At 67.2% G+C, this 16,662-nt stretch carries 11 protein-coding genes; 3 read left to right on the top strand and 8 right to left on the bottom strand.

What is annotated here, in order from left to right; genetic code table 11:
• Window positions 1-166: 166 nt before the first annotated feature.
• Together Q8T13_13570 and Q8T13_13565 are read right to left on the bottom strand one after the other, a co-directional pair.
• Window positions 167-2,344 (bottom strand): DUF5916 domain-containing protein, encoded by a 2,178-nt coding sequence (locus tag Q8T13_13570; GenBank protein MDP3718788.1) that lies wholly within the window; start codon window positions 2,342-2,344, stop codon window positions 167-169.
• A 148-nt stretch (window positions 2,345-2,492) separates the two neighbouring features.
• Window positions 2,493-3,020: a DinB family protein gene (locus Q8T13_13565; GenBank protein MDP3718787.1), complete on the bottom strand. Its 528-nt coding sequence runs from the start codon at window positions 3,018-3,020 to the stop codon at window positions 2,493-2,495.
• A gap of 12 nt (window positions 3,021-3,032) precedes the next feature.
• On the opposite strand from Q8T13_13565, the gene Q8T13_13560 reads away from it, so the two are divergent.
• Complete coding sequence (locus tag Q8T13_13560; protein ID MDP3718786.1) at window positions 3,033-4,193, top strand: esterase-like activity of phytase family protein; 1,161 nt, start codon at window positions 3,033-3,035, stop codon at window positions 4,191-4,193.
• 72 nt (window positions 4,194-4,265) lie between these two features.
• Here the strand turns inward: Q8T13_13560 and Q8T13_13555 are convergent, their stop codons facing one another.
• The 3 genes from Q8T13_13555 to Q8T13_13545 form a co-directional block, all read right to left on the bottom strand.
• Window positions 4,266-4,961, bottom strand: coding sequence for a response regulator transcription factor (locus tag Q8T13_13555; protein ID MDP3718785.1), 696 nt, complete (start codon window positions 4,959-4,961; stop codon window positions 4,266-4,268).
• Window positions 4,958-5,854, bottom strand: coding sequence for a HAMP domain-containing sensor histidine kinase (locus Q8T13_13550; protein ID MDP3718784.1), 897 nt, complete (start codon window positions 5,852-5,854; stop codon window positions 4,958-4,960). The genes Q8T13_13555 and Q8T13_13550 overlap by 4 nt, the downstream gene beginning before the upstream one ends.
• Window positions 5,855-5,927: 73 nt before the next feature.
• On the bottom strand, window positions 5,928-6,785 hold the full coding sequence (locus Q8T13_13545) for a fatty acid desaturase (GenBank protein ID MDP3718783.1): 858 nt from the start codon (window positions 6,783-6,785) through the stop codon (window positions 5,928-5,930).
• Window positions 6,786-6,888: 103 nt separating this feature from the next.
• On the opposite strand from Q8T13_13545, the gene Q8T13_13540 reads away from it, so the two are divergent.
• Complete coding sequence (locus tag Q8T13_13540) at window positions 6,889-7,263, top strand: helix-turn-helix transcriptional regulator (protein MDP3718782.1); 375 nt, start codon at window positions 6,889-6,891, stop codon at window positions 7,261-7,263.
• Window positions 7,264-7,385: 122 nt separating this feature from the next.
• Here Q8T13_13540 and Q8T13_13535 read toward each other — a convergent pair whose 3' ends face one another.
• From Q8T13_13535 to Q8T13_13525, 3 genes are read right to left on the bottom strand one after another with little or no spacing between them, the layout of a single operon-like run.
• Complete coding sequence (locus tag Q8T13_13535; GenBank protein MDP3718781.1) at window positions 7,386-10,223, bottom strand: VWA domain-containing protein; 2,838 nt, start codon at window positions 10,221-10,223, stop codon at window positions 7,386-7,388.
• A 1-nt stretch (window position 10,224) separates the two neighbouring features.
• Window positions 10,225-11,379: a VWA domain-containing protein gene (locus tag Q8T13_13530; protein ID MDP3718780.1), complete on the bottom strand. Its 1,155-nt coding sequence runs from the start codon at window positions 11,377-11,379 to the stop codon at window positions 10,225-10,227.
• A gap of 47 nt (window positions 11,380-11,426) precedes the next feature.
• Entirely contained in the window at window positions 11,427-14,021 is a 2,595-nt protein-coding gene (locus Q8T13_13525) for a hypothetical protein (protein MDP3718779.1), read from the bottom strand.
• 50 nt (window positions 14,022-14,071) lie between these two features.
• Here Q8T13_13525 and Q8T13_13520 point away from each other — a divergent pair, with 50 nt between their 5' ends.
• Entirely contained in the window at window positions 14,072-16,615 is a 2,544-nt protein-coding gene (locus Q8T13_13520; GenBank protein ID MDP3718778.1) for an ABC transporter permease, read from the top strand.
• Window positions 16,616-16,662: the final 47 nt, after the last annotated feature.

Below are 16,662 nucleotides of genomic sequence, written 5' to 3'. Positions count from 1 at the left end.
TCCACCCTCCTTGTGGGAAGCGGTTTCGCGTCGGTCGCCTGCTGGTGGCCGGCGTGTTTGACCGCCGTGCCTACTGGCCGACGGCGGTTACAAGGAGATTACGGGTAGCCCATGAATAAAGTTTCGATCGCTCAAAACGCACGGGTTCCCGGCAAATAGCTGGTTGCTACCGGTGCAGGGAGTAGGTGACCTTCAGGACCAGCGACTTGTTGGCGCGGCCGTCGAAGACGCCGTCCGTGTAACGGGTCTCGTTGTAGACCAGGAACACGTTGTCGATGGTCCGGAAGATGTAGTTCACGCGGACCTGCGTGGCCGCCAGCTGTCCGGCGCTGTTGTATTGGGCAAAGGCCGAGGTCAGCAGGTTGGTGGAGAACGACACATTGGCGCGCAGGCCGAACAGGTGGGTCACAAACGCGCCCGGCGAGAGGCTCACGTCGTTGATTTGGTAGGTCGGGTTGAACGACAGCGTCTTGTTGGGCCGGAAATCGCCCGCGAGCGTCATCGTCTGCTTGGTGCCGTCGTAGAAGTCGCCCGCGCTGAGCGACACGTGGCCGCTGATCCTGCGGCCGTTGTAGGCGCGCAGGTTCACGGTCATGCCACTCCAGTTGTACTCGCCGACCGGCAACACGACTCCGGGGCCAATGGGGAACGGCCGCACCACCCGCTCGTAGCTTGCGAACGGCACAATCTCGACGCGGTCGCCGGTTTCAAACGCGGTCGCGAACGTGAACGAGCTCTCGCGGCTCCGTAGCACGCGCTCGTGGTCGTGGTACCACACGCTGTTCGGCGTCAGCTCGAACTGGCGGATGCGCCACCGCTTCGGCCGCGGCTTGAGTGACCCCCGCACGCCCATCAGCCGCTCGCGCGTCCGAACGAAGCCAATGCCGGGATTGAACCCCGGGTCGATGTCGATGTAGTTCGCGCCGGCCTCGACGAAATCGTCGCGCCACTCGGCGCCGACTTGTTTCGCCCATTGCGGCCTGGCCGCACCACCGGCGGCCCCGCTGCGATCGTCTTCCGACCGCGCTGCCAGCGCCATGACGTTGAAGTTGTTGAAGAACGTGAACCGCGCGTCGGCGCCCATCACGGTGTTGCGCGCGCCGCCGCCCTGCCGATTGGTGACGATGGCGCCGATGTAGGAGCGGCCGAGCACTTCCTTGCGCACGCGTCCGACGGTAAAGTTCTCGCCGGCCTGGCGATCGGTGTCGTCGGTCTGCGCACTGAGGACGCCGATGTCGAAGCCGCCGACCTTGCCGGTGAGCTTGCCGCCGACCGGAATCGTGATCGGAGTGCCCTGGTTCGAGAGGCCGATGTTGCGGCTGTAGAACAGCTCGAGCGGTGGCGGTCCGAAGTGCAGCAATCCGACGCCCATGCGCAGCGAGTCGGCGCCCTCGATGAAGAACTGGCGCTTCTCCGGAAAGAACAGGCTGAAGCGCGTGAGGTTCACCTGTTGCGCATCGACTTCGGTCTGCGCGAAGTCGGGGTTCACCGCCAGGTCGGCGGTCAGCGTTGAGGTGGCTTGCCACTTCAGGTCGTCGATGCCGATCTCGGTGATGCGACGGGTGCCGGCCGGCGTCGCCACGGCGTCGAGCGACTCGGCGCCGCCCAGGAAGTACGGCCGCAGGCGCACCCGCTCGGCCTGCTTGATGTCGGCCAGGCCGGCCAGGTGGCCAGCTTGCGACACGTTCTGGAACGCGTAATTCCGGCTCCAGCCGCTCCAGTAGGACATCTCGTTGCGGCGCTTGATCACGCGCTCGAAGTTGAGCCCCCACGTTTGCGCCGCGGCACCGGTGAAGCGCAGGATCTTGAAGGGGATGGCAATCTCGACCGACCAGCCGGTGTCGGTCAGCGTCGCGGCCGCGGTCCACTGCTCGTCCCAGTCGGCGTAGTAGAAGCGCGACTCGTTGCGCACCAGCGCATCGAACCGCGTGCCCCGCGGGTTGACGCGGAACACGAACGCGTTGCGGTGGTCGTGATAGGTGTCGAGCAGCACCGAGAAGGTGTCGTCGCTGTCGAGCGTGTTGTCGCGGCGCAGTTCAGACGCGCGAATCTCGGCCGGCAGGCTGTCGTCGAGCACGGCGCCGATGTAGAGGTGCGACTGGTCGTAGGCAATCCGGACGGTGGTCGGCTCGCTCGCCTCACGCCCCTCTTCTGGCTCGCGCTGCCTGAACCCGGAAATGATCGCGGCCTTCTGCCAGATCGGGTCGTCGAGGCGGCCGTCCAGTTTGGGAGGCGCGGTGACTTTCAGGGCTTGCGCCGTCGGCGCTTCAGGCGTTTGCGCCGGGGCCGCTGTTGAACTACCGAGGAGGCAAAGAGCAGTAATCAGGTATCTACGAACACACACGGGTTCACGAGCTTACCAGATGGCGGCAATCCCTCCACCTTTGCGCCAAGCGCTACGGTGGACAAGACGGCGGGATTGCCGCCACGAGCGACGTGGTCCGGCTAAAGCCGGACTCTACACTACGCTGCAATCCGGCTAAAGCCGGACTCTACTTGGGCTCAGACGAGGGCGGGACGATGCCCTTGAGGCGCATGTAGGTTACGAGGTTGCCGTAGTGCTCGTTGACGTGTGAGTTGTTGAAGGCCAGCACCATCAGGCGCGGCTGCATGCCAAGGAACGACTTGGCCATCTCGGCACCCTTCGTGTCGTCCATGCTGGCCAGGGCCTGTTCACAGAACGCGAATGAATCAGCCAGCGCCTTCTGCAGGGCCGCCTTGCCCGTAACGCTCTTCTCAATGCCGGTCTGGCCGGTCGGCTTCATGCCGCTCGCGGCGCCGCAAATGCCGTTGTTGCCGTCGGCGATGTGCGCAATCAGCTGGCCCAGGCTGCGGACCTCCGGCGTCGGCTTGAAGGCGTAGAGATCCTCCGGCACTTTCTCGGCGGTGCGGATTACCGGATTCTTGATCTGCGCAAGCTGCGCCTTCACGGCGTCGGTAAACGGGTTGGCCTGCGCAAAGGCCGCGACCGGCGAGAGGACGAGGGCCGCGAGAGCGACGGCCGTGAGCTGGCGTGTCATGATGGTAACTCCTTGGGTGAACGGGTAATTCCTGACCGACAGATTCTGCCACGGACCGGGCCTCTCCTGGCCGTGTTCGTGACGAGCGTCGTGACGGCCCTCACCGGCGCCTGCGCGCCGGTGCGAACGAGCGAAACCGCGGCGGTTTCGCCGCCGTCCGGGCTCCCGGTGCTCTCGTTCCTGAGCGAGTTCACCCGGCCCGCCGGCACAATCTACCCGCAACTGTCCGATAGTACCCGGTTCGGCAGCCTGTCCGGGCTGGCGTTCGACCAGGCGAGCGGCGACTGGCTTGCCGTGGTTGACGACCGCGCCGGCTCGCGCGTCGCGTGGCTGGCGATCACCGCGGCTGGCGGCCGGCTGGCCGTGACGCCGCGGCGGATGCAGGCACTGACGGCCGGTCCCGGCGTTGATCAACGAATCGTGACCCAGGCCGATCTCGAAGCCATCGTCGCGTTGCCTGACGGCACGTTCCTGATGAACGAGGAAGGGCACGTCGCCGAGGAAGGCGTGTGGCCGCCGGCGATCCTGCGCGCGACTCGTGACGGCGTGGTGACCGAGGTGATTGCGTATCCGCCGGAATTCCAGGTCAGCACCGACGGCAAGACCGGCATTCGCGACAACCAGGGATTCGAGGCCCTCACGCGGACGCCTCGTGGCCGCCTGATTGCCGGACTCGAGCAGCCGCCGATCGACCGACCGGTGACCTCGTTCGACCGCGGCGGTGAGGGACGGCTGATCGAGTTCGAGCCGAGCGGCGCCACGTTTCGCCCGGGACGGCAGTGGCGTTACGAGTTGGCGCCGACGCCACGGTCCGAGCGCTTTCCGACCGTGTGCAGCGATGGTGAAAATGGGTTGGTCGAACTGCTGGCCCTCACCGAGACGCTCTTGCTTGCCCTCGAGCGCGCGTGCCTGATGACGGCCGACCGCTCGGCGGTGTTCAATCCCATCCAGCTGTTCACCGTCAACCTTTCGGGGGAGACCGCGGCCAAGACGTTGCTGCTGGATCTGTCCACGGTGATCCCCTCGCTGTCGCCGGCGCTGGCCCGGCTCGACAACTTCGAGGGACTCGCGTTTGGTCCGCCGGTCAACGGTGCGCGAACCCTGCTGCTGATGTCGGACGACAACTTCCGCAAGACGCAGTACACGTCGTTCCTGCTGTTCGCGATGAAATAATCGTTCGGAGAGCGACGGCTTTAGCCGTCGCTGGGAAGGGCGATGGCGAAAGCCATCGCCCTCCGAACGTCTCTACTCTACGAACTTGTACCCGACACCCCGCACCGTGAGCAGGTGCTTCGGCTTGGTCGGATCCACTTCCAGGTACCGTCGCAACCGCACGATGAAATTGTCGATGGCGCGCGTGTCGGTGTCCTCGTGCAGGTCCCACACTTCCTCGAGAATCGCCTTGCGCGACACCGCCCGGCCGGCGTTGCGCACCAGGTACTGCAGCAGGTCGCTCTCCATCTGCGTGAGCTGATACTTCTTGTCGCCGACTCGCAGCTCCAGCGCCTCGAGATCCAGCGTGCGCCCGGCAAACGTCAACTGCTCGTGCTCGTGCTGATCCTGCTGCAGCCACTGCCGGCGTCGTAGCAGCCCGCGCAACCGCGCCAGCAGAATCTGCAGCTCGAATGGTTTCGGCAGGTAATCGTCGGCGCCGGCCTCGAAGCCTTGCAGCACGTCGGCCGGACGGCTGCGCGCGGTCAGCATCAGCACCGGCACGAAATGCCCGGCCGTCCGCAACTCTTTCACCACCTCGAAGCCATTGCGCCCCGGCAGCATCACGTCGAGCACGACCGCGTCGTACAGGGCGCGATTGGCCAGCAGCCGCTCGAGCGCCGCCTGGCCGTCGCCGTCCACGTCGACCGTGTGTCCCTCAGCCTCGAGGTTGAAGCGAAGGCCGTCGGCCAGGTGCACCTCGTCTTCGACGATCAGTATTCGACTCATGCGCGCGACCGGGGCAGTTCCAGCGTGAAGGTCGCGCCCTTGCCTTCACCCAGGCTTTCGGCGAACACGCGGCCGCCGTGCGCCTTGGCGATTGAGCGGACGATGTAGAGGCCGAGGCCGGTGCCCTTGACCGTGGTGCCGCGCGGCTGGAAGCGGTAGAAGCGGCTGAAGATGCGGCCGAGCTGCGCCTTCGGAATGCCGGCGCCGTGGTCCTTGACGCGCACCCACGCCGAGTCGGGCGTGGCGCCCACCGCCTGCACCACCACCCGCGGCGTCTGGCTCGAGTACTTCACGGCGTTGTCGAGCAGGTTGAGAATGGCGGTGCGCAGCTGGTCGACATCGCCTTCGACCACGAGCAGCGTGTTGGCCTCGTAGTCGGCGAGCGTGATCGCGCTCGGCGGCAGGTTGTGGCGCATGCGCGCGGTGTCAACGCAGTCCTGCACCAGCCACACCAGGTCCACCGGCGCGCGATGATCGAGCTTGCGCTTCTGGCGGGCATGGCCGGCGCGCAGCACCTGCTCCACGGTGTGCTGCAGCCGCTCGGCGTCCTGCAGCATGATCCGGTAGAACTCCTTGCGCTGCGCGTCGCCGACGTCGCGCGACTGCAGCGTCTCCAGGTACAGGCGGATCGACGCGATCGGGGTCTTCAACTCGTGCGTCACCGAGTTGAGAAAGCTGTCCTGTTGTTCGGTGATGCCCATTTCGCGGACCAGGAACACCGTGTACACGATGAGGCCGGCGATGATGAGGCTGAAGGTGGCGACACCGAGAACGAGCGGCGCCAGGCGCCGCCCGTTCACGATAATCCAGCCGATGTTGAGCGTGACCGCCGCGGCGACGAGCACGACGCAGAGGACGACGAAGACGATCGACGCGGTCTGTCTGCGAGTCATGACGCCGGGTTCATTTTTCGGCCGTTGACCTGCCCACGTCAACCGCCATCGAAAAATGAACCCGGCGTCTTAATTACGCTGCTTCGACTTCCAGCTCCTGGCGGACCTTGGCGACCTTGACGTCCCAGGCCAACCCAACCGCCTGCATGGCGCGGATCGCAATCCAGTTCATGTCGAACTCGTACCAGGCCAGGCCGTGGCGCGCCGACACCGGGTGCGCGTGGTGGTTGTTGTGCCAGCCCTCGCCGAACGAGAGCAGCGCCACCCACCAGCTGTTGCGCGAATCATCCTTGGTCTCGAAGCGGCGCGAGCCCCACATGTGGGTCGCCGAGTTCACGAGCCAGGTGGCGTGCAGCAGGAACGTGGTGCGGAAGAACGTGCCCCAGAGGACATACGCAATGCCGCCGAAGTACAGCAGGGCGAGGCCGACGACCACTTGCGTCACCCAGTGCCACTTGCTCATGAACACGTGGAACGGGTCCTTGCACAGGTCCGGCGCATAGCGGCGCAGCACGTCGGTGTCGTGGTGCATGCCCTTGCCCATCAGGATCCAGCCCATGTGCGCCCAGAACGCGCCTTCTTTTGGCGTGTGCGGATCGCCGTCGTGATCCGAATGCTGGTGGTGAATGCGGTGCGTGGCGACCCAGAAAATGGGTCCGCCCTCGAGCGCCAGCGTGGCGCAGGTGGTGAGGAAGTACTCCATCCACTTGGGCGTCTTGTAGCCGCGATGCGTCAGCAGGCGGTGATACGCCATGCCGATGCCGAGCGAGCCGGCCACCCACCACAGGAAAATCGCCATCAGGATGGCGCCGAGGTCGATATACCAGAACGCCGCGACGGCGCCGATGTGGAACGCGACCATCGCAATAAAGGTGATCCAGTTAATGCCGTGAGCCGCTTTGCGGCCATAAATCTCTGTCACAGGAACCATGCCAAGGACAGTAACAGGCCGTCGTCTCGGGCACTGTAATAGTTGTGTCATGGCTTTAAACAGCTATTACCCAACGACTTAATGATATTGTTTATACCAATATATGGGCATGACATCCCTTGAGCGCGAACTCAAACGCGGCAGCGCCGAGTTGCTGATTCTCGCGCTGCTCGAAGAGCAGGAACGGCACGGGTACCAGATCAGCCAACTGATCGCCGAACGCAGCGATGGCGCCATTACCTTTCACGCCACCTCGCTCTATCCGACGCTCTACCGCCTCGAAGACAAGGGACTGATCGAAGGGCGCTGGGTTGAAAAGGGTCACCTTCGCCAAGGCTACGATGACCAGGCCGGGACGCGCCGCCGCCGCTACTACCGGCTCACGCCCGGCGGCCGCGGTGTGCTGGCGAAGCAGCGGGCGATCTGGGAAACGTTTTCAGCGGCGTTGACCCGCGTCGCCGGAGTGCGCGATATCTAACAGTTGAAAGTTGAAGAGTTGGTAGTTGGTAGTTGCAGTTTTAAGTTTTCAAGTTCAGGAACTGCAACTGAAACTGCAACTCTCAACTGAAACTTCCAACTATCAACTCGTCAACTTTCAACTTACCGCAGCACGTAGCGTCGCCACGTCTCGACGATGGCGCGGTCCGGTCCACCTAGCGATTGGTGGCGCTCGACGTAATTGCGGAAGCGGGCGAGGTTGTTGTCGCTCAACCCCTTGTCCTGCACGTGCATGCGGTACATCACCTGGATGGCGATGAACAATAACGGCTGGTCGTCGTTCTTGGTGTGGTCGAGCAGGTCGACGAGCTTGGGCAGCGCGCCGCTGTAGTCGCCGATCATGGCCAGCGCGGTGGCCTCGCGGCGAATGCGGTCGGTGTCCCGGGCCCACGCGGACGGCGCCTCTTCCAGCAGGTCGGCCGCCTGCCGTCCGTCGCCGATGCGCAGCAGGGCATCGACCAACGCCGGGTAAACCGCGCCAGGATTCTCGCTGAGCAGCGCCACCTGCCACGCTCCCACGGCTTCGCGGTCGCGGCCGAGCGCGGCGTGGGTGGCGCCCAGGTAGAACGCCGCGCCGAGGAAGTCGGAGGCGCCCTTCAGCGTTTGCTGGAAGTAGGCCGCCGCCTGCGGCACCTGTCCCTTGTTGAGCGCGTCCAGGCCGCGCACGAACGCCAGGTTCAACTCATCGTCCGGGGTGGCGCCCGGTGCGTCCGGCGGCGTGAACTGGCCGGCGCGCGCGCGTTCGATCACCGCCTCTACTTCAGGCGACGGGGGGTGCAATGAGGCGAGGCCGTCGAGGAACGGCGTCACCACGTTGGGCACGAGCACGGTGTCGCGAACGAAGCGCGGCACCGGCGCGAAGATCTTGACCTCGGCCGGTGGTGGCGGCGGCGCGTCGGGATCTAGCGGCACCCGCGCATCAATGGCCGGCTCGGTCGTGGCAGCGGCCACCGGCGCCAGCAGGAACGGCCGCGACAGGCGCAACTCGGGCTGGCCGGGCGCCTTGAGAATGGCGCGCGCGATGTATTCGCCCGGCGGCAGCACACCCAGCCGCAGCGTGGCGGCAAACGCGCGCAGGTTGTTCGACCGCATGGCCTGGCGCGCCTCGACGCTGACCAGCGCGGCGCCGTCCACGGCGTCGGCGATCTCGATCGTGGCTCGCGAGCGGCCCAGCAGGGTGGTGTCGCTGCCGCTCATCTCGACCATCGCGGTGAGCGTTTCGGTATCGATCAGGCCCGTTGGGCGCGGCCGCGGCAACTCGCCGCCATTCGGCGCCTGCGGCACCAACATCAGGTCGGAGGCGTTCAGCCCGCCGCCCATGCGCGAGAGCCGCGCGTTCACGGTGTGATGCACACTGCCGGCGCGCCCGGTGTCGTCGATCGCCGCGACGCGCAGGGTGTATTCACCAGGATCGAGCAGGAGCGATGTCAGGATCAGCCGGGGCGAGGCGCCGCGCACGCTGGCCGGCGCCAGCGAGGTCATGCCGGCGCGGCTGAAGATGGCCTTGTCGTTCTTATCGACCACGATCACGCCGATCGGCAATTCCTTCTCGGTGGTGGCCGGGTCGCCCAGCTCAGCGCTGATCACGACGCGGACCTTGGCGCTGGCGGCGTCGATGCTGGTATAGCTGGCCACCCGCATCGGCAACGCGCGACTGGGCATGGGCTGCCGCAGCACGTCGGCCACCTGCTCGAGCGGCGTCATCGCCGCGACCGCCTCGGCCCTGGTGGCCTCGGTCTCGCGCAGCACGAAGGTCGGCCGCGCCCGCACCGAGAGGCCGCGCGTCTTGACCTGCACGCGGATGCGATGTTCCTTGCCGCGGCGATCGGCCTCGGTCGGCTCGAAGCCGAGCAGGTAATAGCCCGACAACTCGCGCCCGAGGCGTTCGAAGGCGCTGGTCGCCCCGGCGTTTACCGTCGCCAGCGTGCCGCGCGTCTGTTCAGCCAACTGCTCCAACCCTTCAGCCAGCAGCCCATCGTCGAAGAAGCGCGACACCCCCGGCGCGGACGAGTCGTCCACGTCGAAGTACGACTGGCCGGGCCGGACGACGTGGATGGTGGCGCGGGCTTCGGCGGCGCGACGGCCGATCTCGCGCATGTTGTTGCGATCGCGGGCGACGAACATGCCCTCGGAGATCAGCACGATGTTGATCGGCGTCTTCAACTGGGCGAGGCCCTTGAGCAGGCCTTCGAGCGCCGAGATGGTCATGCGCGTGCGCGAGCTCGTCTCGATCAGCATGGCGCGCGCGTCGGCCTCGACGGTGCCGGCGCAGGCGTCGAGGCCGGGGCCGGTTTCGCCCTGGCACTCGCGGGCGATTGCCTGCTGCCAGGTCGAGTCGTCGTTGGTCTCGAGCGCCCACGCTTCGCTGATGTTCACCTTGGTCATGCCGACGCGGTTGCTGAGGCTGCCGTTGACCCTGAGCAGGGCGTCGGTCACGCGCTTGCGGTCGGTGGTGAACTCGACGTTGCCGACGCCGAGCGGCAGCCGCGCCAGGCCGACCAGGTCGCCGGGCGCCAGCCGTTCGAACAGCGACTGCGCCGTGCGCAGCACCGACCGGGACGAGGCGACTCGGAGGTTGCCTTCGTCAACCGCGAACAGCAGCAGGCGGCCCGTGGTGGCGGTGTCGTTCGAGCTGAAGCCGGTCTCGCGCGGCGTCGCCGGCGAGGTGTTGGTGGGGACCGTCGAGATGAACTGCACCGACTGGATCGGCCGCGGCTGGCCGTTGACCTGCAGCTCGAAGTCGGCGGCCGTGAGCGTCGGCACCGGCTTGGCATCGCGATCGACGACGTTGACGTCGACGAGCACGATCTCGGTCTGGGTTTCGAACACCGGGCGCGGGGTTTGCGGTTCTGGTGGCGCGGCCGGCTGCTGCGCGCCGAGCGTCAGCGCGCCCATTACGCAGGCCATCACGACGCCGGAAAGTATGCGCGTGGCTGTCATGCTAGGACCCCGGCGCGCGATAACCCTGGCGCGCGCGCACTTCGTAGTCGGTGCCGGGCACCTCGATCTTGACCTCGCGCCAGGCGCCATCCCGCCTGGGGTTGGTCGATTCGTACCCGAGCATGTACTGGTTGGACAGTTCCTCGAGGATCTCGGTGAAGGGCTGGTCAAGCTGATCGCTGCGCTCCACGAACAACGCGCGCCCGCCGCTCAGGTTGACCATGCGCTCGATGCCCGACTTGAGTTGTGCCTCCCTGACGCCGCGGCCGAGCGCCACCATGAACAGCGTGGCGTCGTTGGCGCGGACCGCCTTCTCGACCGCGTTGATGGTGGCGTGGCTCGAGCGGTCGTCGCCGTCGCTGAACACCACCAGCACGCGGCGGCCGGCGGCGCGCGACAACTGCTGTACCCCTCGCACGATCACGTCGTAGAGCGCGGTGCCGCCCCAGGGCGCCAGCCGATCGACGGCCCGCGTCCGCTGCGCCACGCTGGTTTCGCGGCGGGTGAGCGTGAACATGTTGTCGTTGAAGGCGACCAGCGTGACCTGGTCTTTCGGCCCGAGCGCGCCCAGGAATTTCTTGACCGCGTTCTTCAGCTGCGGCATGGCCGGCGTCATGCTCTCGCTGACGTCGATCGCGACCACGATCTCGAGCGGGGACCCTTCCGCCGAGAAGTGCCCGAGCACCTGGGGCTTGCCGTCCTCGAGCAGCCGGAACGCCGTCGGCGGCAGGCCCGCGACGAAGCGGTTGTGGTCGGTCACGACGGCGGTGACCTGGACCACTTCGACATTTACCTTCTCGACTTGCTCGAGCCCCTTGGTGCGCGCGCTGGCGACCATGCGGCCGCCGCCAATCAGGTTGGCGACGACGCGAAAGACGTGTGGGCGAATTTCGTCGCCGGCATCCCACATGCACTCGGCGGCAATCGGATCCAGCACGTTGCACACCTGCTTGCCGTCGGCAAAGAACAGCAGCTGCGCGACGCGGGTGGCCAGCATCTTCGGACGGATCTCGGCCTTGAGCAACGTCGGGCCGCTCACATAGAAGTCGGGCTCCGGCGACACGATGTGGAGCTCGAGCCCTGGCGGCGGCGCCGGCGGTTCCTGGGCGGAGGCGACGAACGAGAGCGCCGCGAGCAGGACAATCAATCGAACCATGGTTACAAGCCGCTTACGAAATACGTAACAGGGGAGCAGGTCCGGTTTCACTGCGAACGTAGCGGGCCGTTGCCGGCCAGCGCCGCCACGTAATCTTCTACCCGCGACGGCGAAAGCGCCAGTGCTTGTCGCGCCATGGCTGGCCAGTCGTCCGGGAAGCGCGCCGAGACGTCGTGCCAGTAGTCCTGGGCGGCAAACGTCAGCAGGGACGGCACCAGTCGTCCCGGCAATTCAAGACGCGCGGTCTCCAGGATCAGCCGGAGGACCAGGTCCGGGGACTGGGTAGCCATCACGCCGCCTTCGGGCCGGCCGCCGAAGTCTTCCCACTCCGACGCCCGCGGCATGGCGGTCACGAGGCGGCCGGTCAATCCCTCCGAATACACGCCCCATCGGTCGAGTTCTGCCTGGCTCAGCTCGGGCTTGCCCAGCCACATCAGGTCGCGCAGGGCAAACTGCGCGGCAATCGACTCGGGCGATCGGCCGGCGAGCCACGCCAGCGTCTCGCGAATGCCCGCCGACAAATGCGCCTCGGCGGCCAATGCCTGCAGCGCCGGAAAATTACCGGCCGCGACGACCACGCGGCGGCGACCTCGCGCGATCGCCTCGACAATGCGATCGCGACCCGCGTCGGTCAACTCGCCGGCGTTCATCGCAAAGATGGTACGAGCGATGCTGAGCTGATCGTTCAGGTTGATCGTCGGCTCCACCGGCATCTCGTTGTCGGTGAGACGACGCAGCGCCAACCGCGCCAGGCTGAGGTCGAGGCCGAGCAACGACCCCTGGACGCGCCAGGGCTGGCCGTCGCCTACCTGTTCGCGCGGCAGCGCCCACGCCCGGCCCGGTTGTCGCGACCCGGCCGGCGCATCCAGCCCGAAGTCGTGGCGCGCGATGAGGTCGGCGCCAAGCATCGCCTGACCCTCGGGGTCGCCGAGCGCCGGCGCATAGACCAGGGCCAGTAGCGCGACCGCCAACTCGCCGGGCCGCCCCGAGGCGAGGGCCGCATCGAGACCGGGCGACTCGAGCTGTTCGCGCACGGCCAGAATGCGCTGATGCTCGGCGGCGGCGAGGTCGAGCCGATACTGCAGGCCTTCCCACTCGATCGCCGGCAAAGCAGTTTCGACGCCGGGCCCGGCCAGCGCCTGCAGAATCTTCGACTCGTATGCGGTCTTTCCGGTCCACCGATCGGGCCGGACGAGCGGCGGAATCGCGTCGATGAATGCGGTTGTGAGCCACCCCGCGATGGCCGGCACGGGCGGCCGGTCGCGATCGACGGCATCGGCCAACGACAGCAGCAGTTGCTCGGCGGCGGCGGCGCTCAGGGCACCCGAGACGCGCGCCCGCTCGACGAGAGCCACGACGCCCTGGAATGCCGCCAGGTTCGCCCGGCGTTCGCGGCCGGGACGTTGGTCGAGCCGCTGCGCGGCTTCGATCACGCGGGTGTAGCTGCGCGGCGCCCGAACGCCGATGCGGTCGAGCGTGACCAGCAACGCGTGAAAGCGGCGGTAGTTGGTGAGCGCCATCAGCACGTCCCCGGCATCGGCCTCGGCGGCGGCGCCAAAGACCGTTTGCGCGAAGCGCACCGTCTCGAAACGCTCGCGGCGCTCGCGCGACGGCGTCGACGCGATCTGCGCGGCCAGCCACGTCAGCGTGATGGGCGCGGCCGGCGTGCGGCGCACGGCCTCGGCCTCGCGGCGTGACAGGCCGGTGCGATCGAACACCGCCTCCCACAGCCACTGCGAGCTCGGAGCCGCCACCTGTCCGTTGGCGACTTCGATCTGGGTCGCGACCATCCACGGATCAGCGACGCTCCGCATGAACGGGTGTTCCTCGATCTTCCAGTTCTGGTCGCCGGCGCGGAAGGCCTGGAGCATGGCCCGTGTCTGTTCGATCTGCGCCTCGACCGGACCGGGCCCCAGCACGGCGGCAAGACGGTCGGGGCTCATCAAGGCGGCGGCGCCGTACAGCCAGGCCAGGCGGCCTGCATCGCGCACCAGCAAGGCACGGATGAATTCGGCCGGTCGCGCCACCTTCTCGCCGGCGAGGGCCTCCCAAATTGGCACCGCGGCCGCGCCACCGGGCACCACGATGCGGCCGCTTTCGATCCGCAGGCCCCGTGCCGCGGTCGTGTACGCGCCGGGCGCCGTGCGCACCAGCCAGCGCAGCAGCCCGCGGTCGTCGTCCAGCCACTTGCGCAGCGAGGCGTCGGCGGCCAGCGTGGCGGCACACACGAGCAGAGCGGGACGGTTCGCGAGCAGGGCGGGGAACAGGTCTGCCCGCCCCCGCAGGTCGAGTACATCGCGCCAATGGTCGGCGGAGAGAGGTGCGGCGATGGTGATGGAGGTGGAGCCGGGCGGGGATTGTGGCGGCGGCGCGCCCGGGGCGCCCGGCGGACCGAGCACCGACGTCAACAAGCGCGCGACGGCCCCGCGGTCGGTGCCCTGGCCGTGCAATCCGCGCGCGAGGATCGCGAGCGCCACCCCGCGTTCTTCGGGCTCGAGGCCGAGCGCCGTGTAGGTCGCGGTGCCGCCGGTGACGGGCAGGTCGAAAAAGCCTGGGACGGGCGTCGGCGAATCGGGGTCGCGGGCCGTTTGGGGCGGCAAAACGCTGACAACCACGAGCGCCAGGACCAGGAGCCGACTCAAGTCCACACTTATACCGCAACCCTGCCGCGCTCCAATCCGTCAAAGCCCCCATGAACATCGATGACCTTCGCCAGGATCTTCGTCATTCGGTTCGCGGCCTGCTGCGCGCCCCGGCCTTTACCATCATCACGATCCTGACGCTGGCCCTCGGCATTGGCGCCAACACCGCCATCTTCTCGATCGTCAACGGCGTGATCCTGCGTCCGCTGGGCTATCCCCAGCCCGACCAGTTGATGTACCTCACCACGCAGTTTCCGGCGTTCGGCTTCCTGCAGTTCTGGGTGTCGCCGCCCGAGTATTTCGAGTTCCGCGAGATCAACCAGTCGTTTTCGTCGGTTGGCGCGTTTACGACCGGCGAAGTGAACCTGACGGCCGGCGACCGGCCGCTGCGGGTCCGGTCGGCGTCGGTGGATGACCAGCTGATGACGGCGCTGGGGGTCCAGCCGATCCAGGGCCGGTTGTTCGGCAAGGGCGAGACGGACCTGACGGGCCCGCCGCCGCAACCCGGCGCGCCACCGCCGCAGCTGCCGGCGGTGCTGCTGCTGTCGCACGGCCTGTGGCAGTCGGCGTTTGGCGGGCGGCCCATGGTCGGCGAGCTGATCGAGGTGAACGGCATGCGCCGCGAGGTGATCGGCATCATGCCGCCAGGCGCCGATGTCATGGACAACCGCACCGAGATCTGGATGCCGCTCGGGCTCAATCCCGGCAACCGCCAGAACCGCGGCAGCCACTTCCTGTACCTGATCGGCCGTCTCAAGGACGGCGTGACGCCGCAGGCGGCGCAGATCGAACTCGAGGCGTTGATCCAGAACTGGGGCGAGCGCGTCGGTGTGAAGAGCCGCCACGTGTTTGCGCCGCTGCCGAAGACCGCGGAGGAGCGCAAGACCAACTTCGGCCACATCCTGCAGATGAAGCCGGTGCAGGACGAAGTGATTGGCAGCGCCAGCCGTTCGATCTGGGTGCTGCAGGCCGCCGTCGGCTTCGTGCTGCTGATTGCCTGCGCCAACCTCGCCAACCTCCTGCTCGCGCGCGCCGAGACGCGCCATCGCGAGTTTGCGGTCCGCACGGCGCTTGGTGCCGGCCGTGGCCGGTTGCTGCGGCAGTTCATGACCGAGGGCGTGCTGCTGTCGATGGCCGGCGGCACGCTGGGCTTGATCTTCGCGCAAGCCGGTGTGGCGGCGCTGCTGCGCGCCTACCCGAACAGCCTGCCGCGCACGAGCGAAGTGACGGTCGATCCGCTGGTGTTGATCTTCACGTTTGGCGTGTCGATTGCCACTGGCATCATCTTCGGCTTCGCGCCGATCATGCATACGCGCGTGCAGGGCCTCGTCACCGCCCTCAAGGAGGGCGGCGCCAAGGGCGCAACCGGCGCGGCGCGCCACCACGTCCGCCGCGGCCTGGTGATGGTGGAAGTGGCGCTGGCGGTGATGCTGGTGATCGGCGCCGGGCTGCTGCTGCGCACCGTCTACAACCTGTCCACCGTCGACAGCGGCTTCGATCGATCGCGGCTGGTCACCTTCTCACTGACGCTGCCGACGGCCAACTATCCGCAGCCAGACGCCCGCGGCCAGATGTACCAGGGCATTCTCGAAAAGCTGCGCGGGCTGCCCGGGGTGCAGGGCGCCAGTGCCATGTCGGGGCTGCCGCCAAACCGTCCGCTCAACGCCAACGATACCGACATCGACAACTACACGGCGCCGCCCGAAGGGCCGTTCGAGAACATCGACTACTACCAGCAGGTGATGACCGACTACTTCGAGACTATGGGCATTCCGATTGTCCAGGGACGCGGCTTCCAACCAAGCGACGCCGCCTCGGCCGGCCTGGTCGCGATCGTTAACGAAACGCTCGTGAACACCTTCTGGAAAGACCAGAACCCGATTGGCCAGCGCCTGCGCCCGAGTTCGCAGCTGGGCGACAAGGCGCCGTGGTTCACGGTGATCGGTGTGGCCAGGGACGTGAAGCAGGGCGGGGTGGACCAGAAGACCGGCCACGAGTTCTATGCGCTCGTCGACCAGGTGGCCACCGCCGGCCCGCCGTTCAATTTCGTGCCCGGCACGATGAACATGGTGCTGCGGACGACGCTGCCCGCCGCGTCGCTGTCGCAAAGCATCGAGGGGGTCATTCGCGAAGCCGACCGCACGGTCCCGGTCGTCCGGCTCCAGGAAATGAACGCGGTGTTTGACGAGGCCATCCGGCGGCCGCGGCTGCTCGCGCAGTTGCTCGGCGCGTTTGCCGGGCTGGCGCTGCTGCTGGCGGCGATCGGCACCTACGGCGTGTTGTCCTACATGGTGGCGGAACGCCGCCGCGAAATCGGCATCCGCATGGCGCTTGGCGCCGATCAAGCAAGCGTGATGGGGCAGGTGCTGAAGCAGGGCCTCACCCTCACCACGATCGGCATCGTCGCCGGGCTGGCCGGCGCGTTCGCACTCAATCGCCTGATCGCGTCGCTGCTGTTCGGCGTGCAGCCCACCGATCCCACGACACTGGTGGCCGTGACTGCGACGATCACGCTGGTGGCTGCCGTCGCCTGCTGGATCCCCGCCTGGCGCGCGTCGCGCGTCGATCCGAACGTTGTGCTGCGCGACGACTAGTCGCGTGGCGCGGTACGGAGGGCCGGGACTTTAGTCCCGGCCGCAGT

Source organism: Acidobacteriota bacterium (assembly GCA_030697165.1).
GTDB lineage: Bacteria > Acidobacteriota > Vicinamibacteria > Vicinamibacterales > UBA2999 > 12-FULL-67-14b.
Note: the sequence above shows the minus strand (reverse complement) of the source record. Positions and strands in the feature narration are given on the sequence as shown.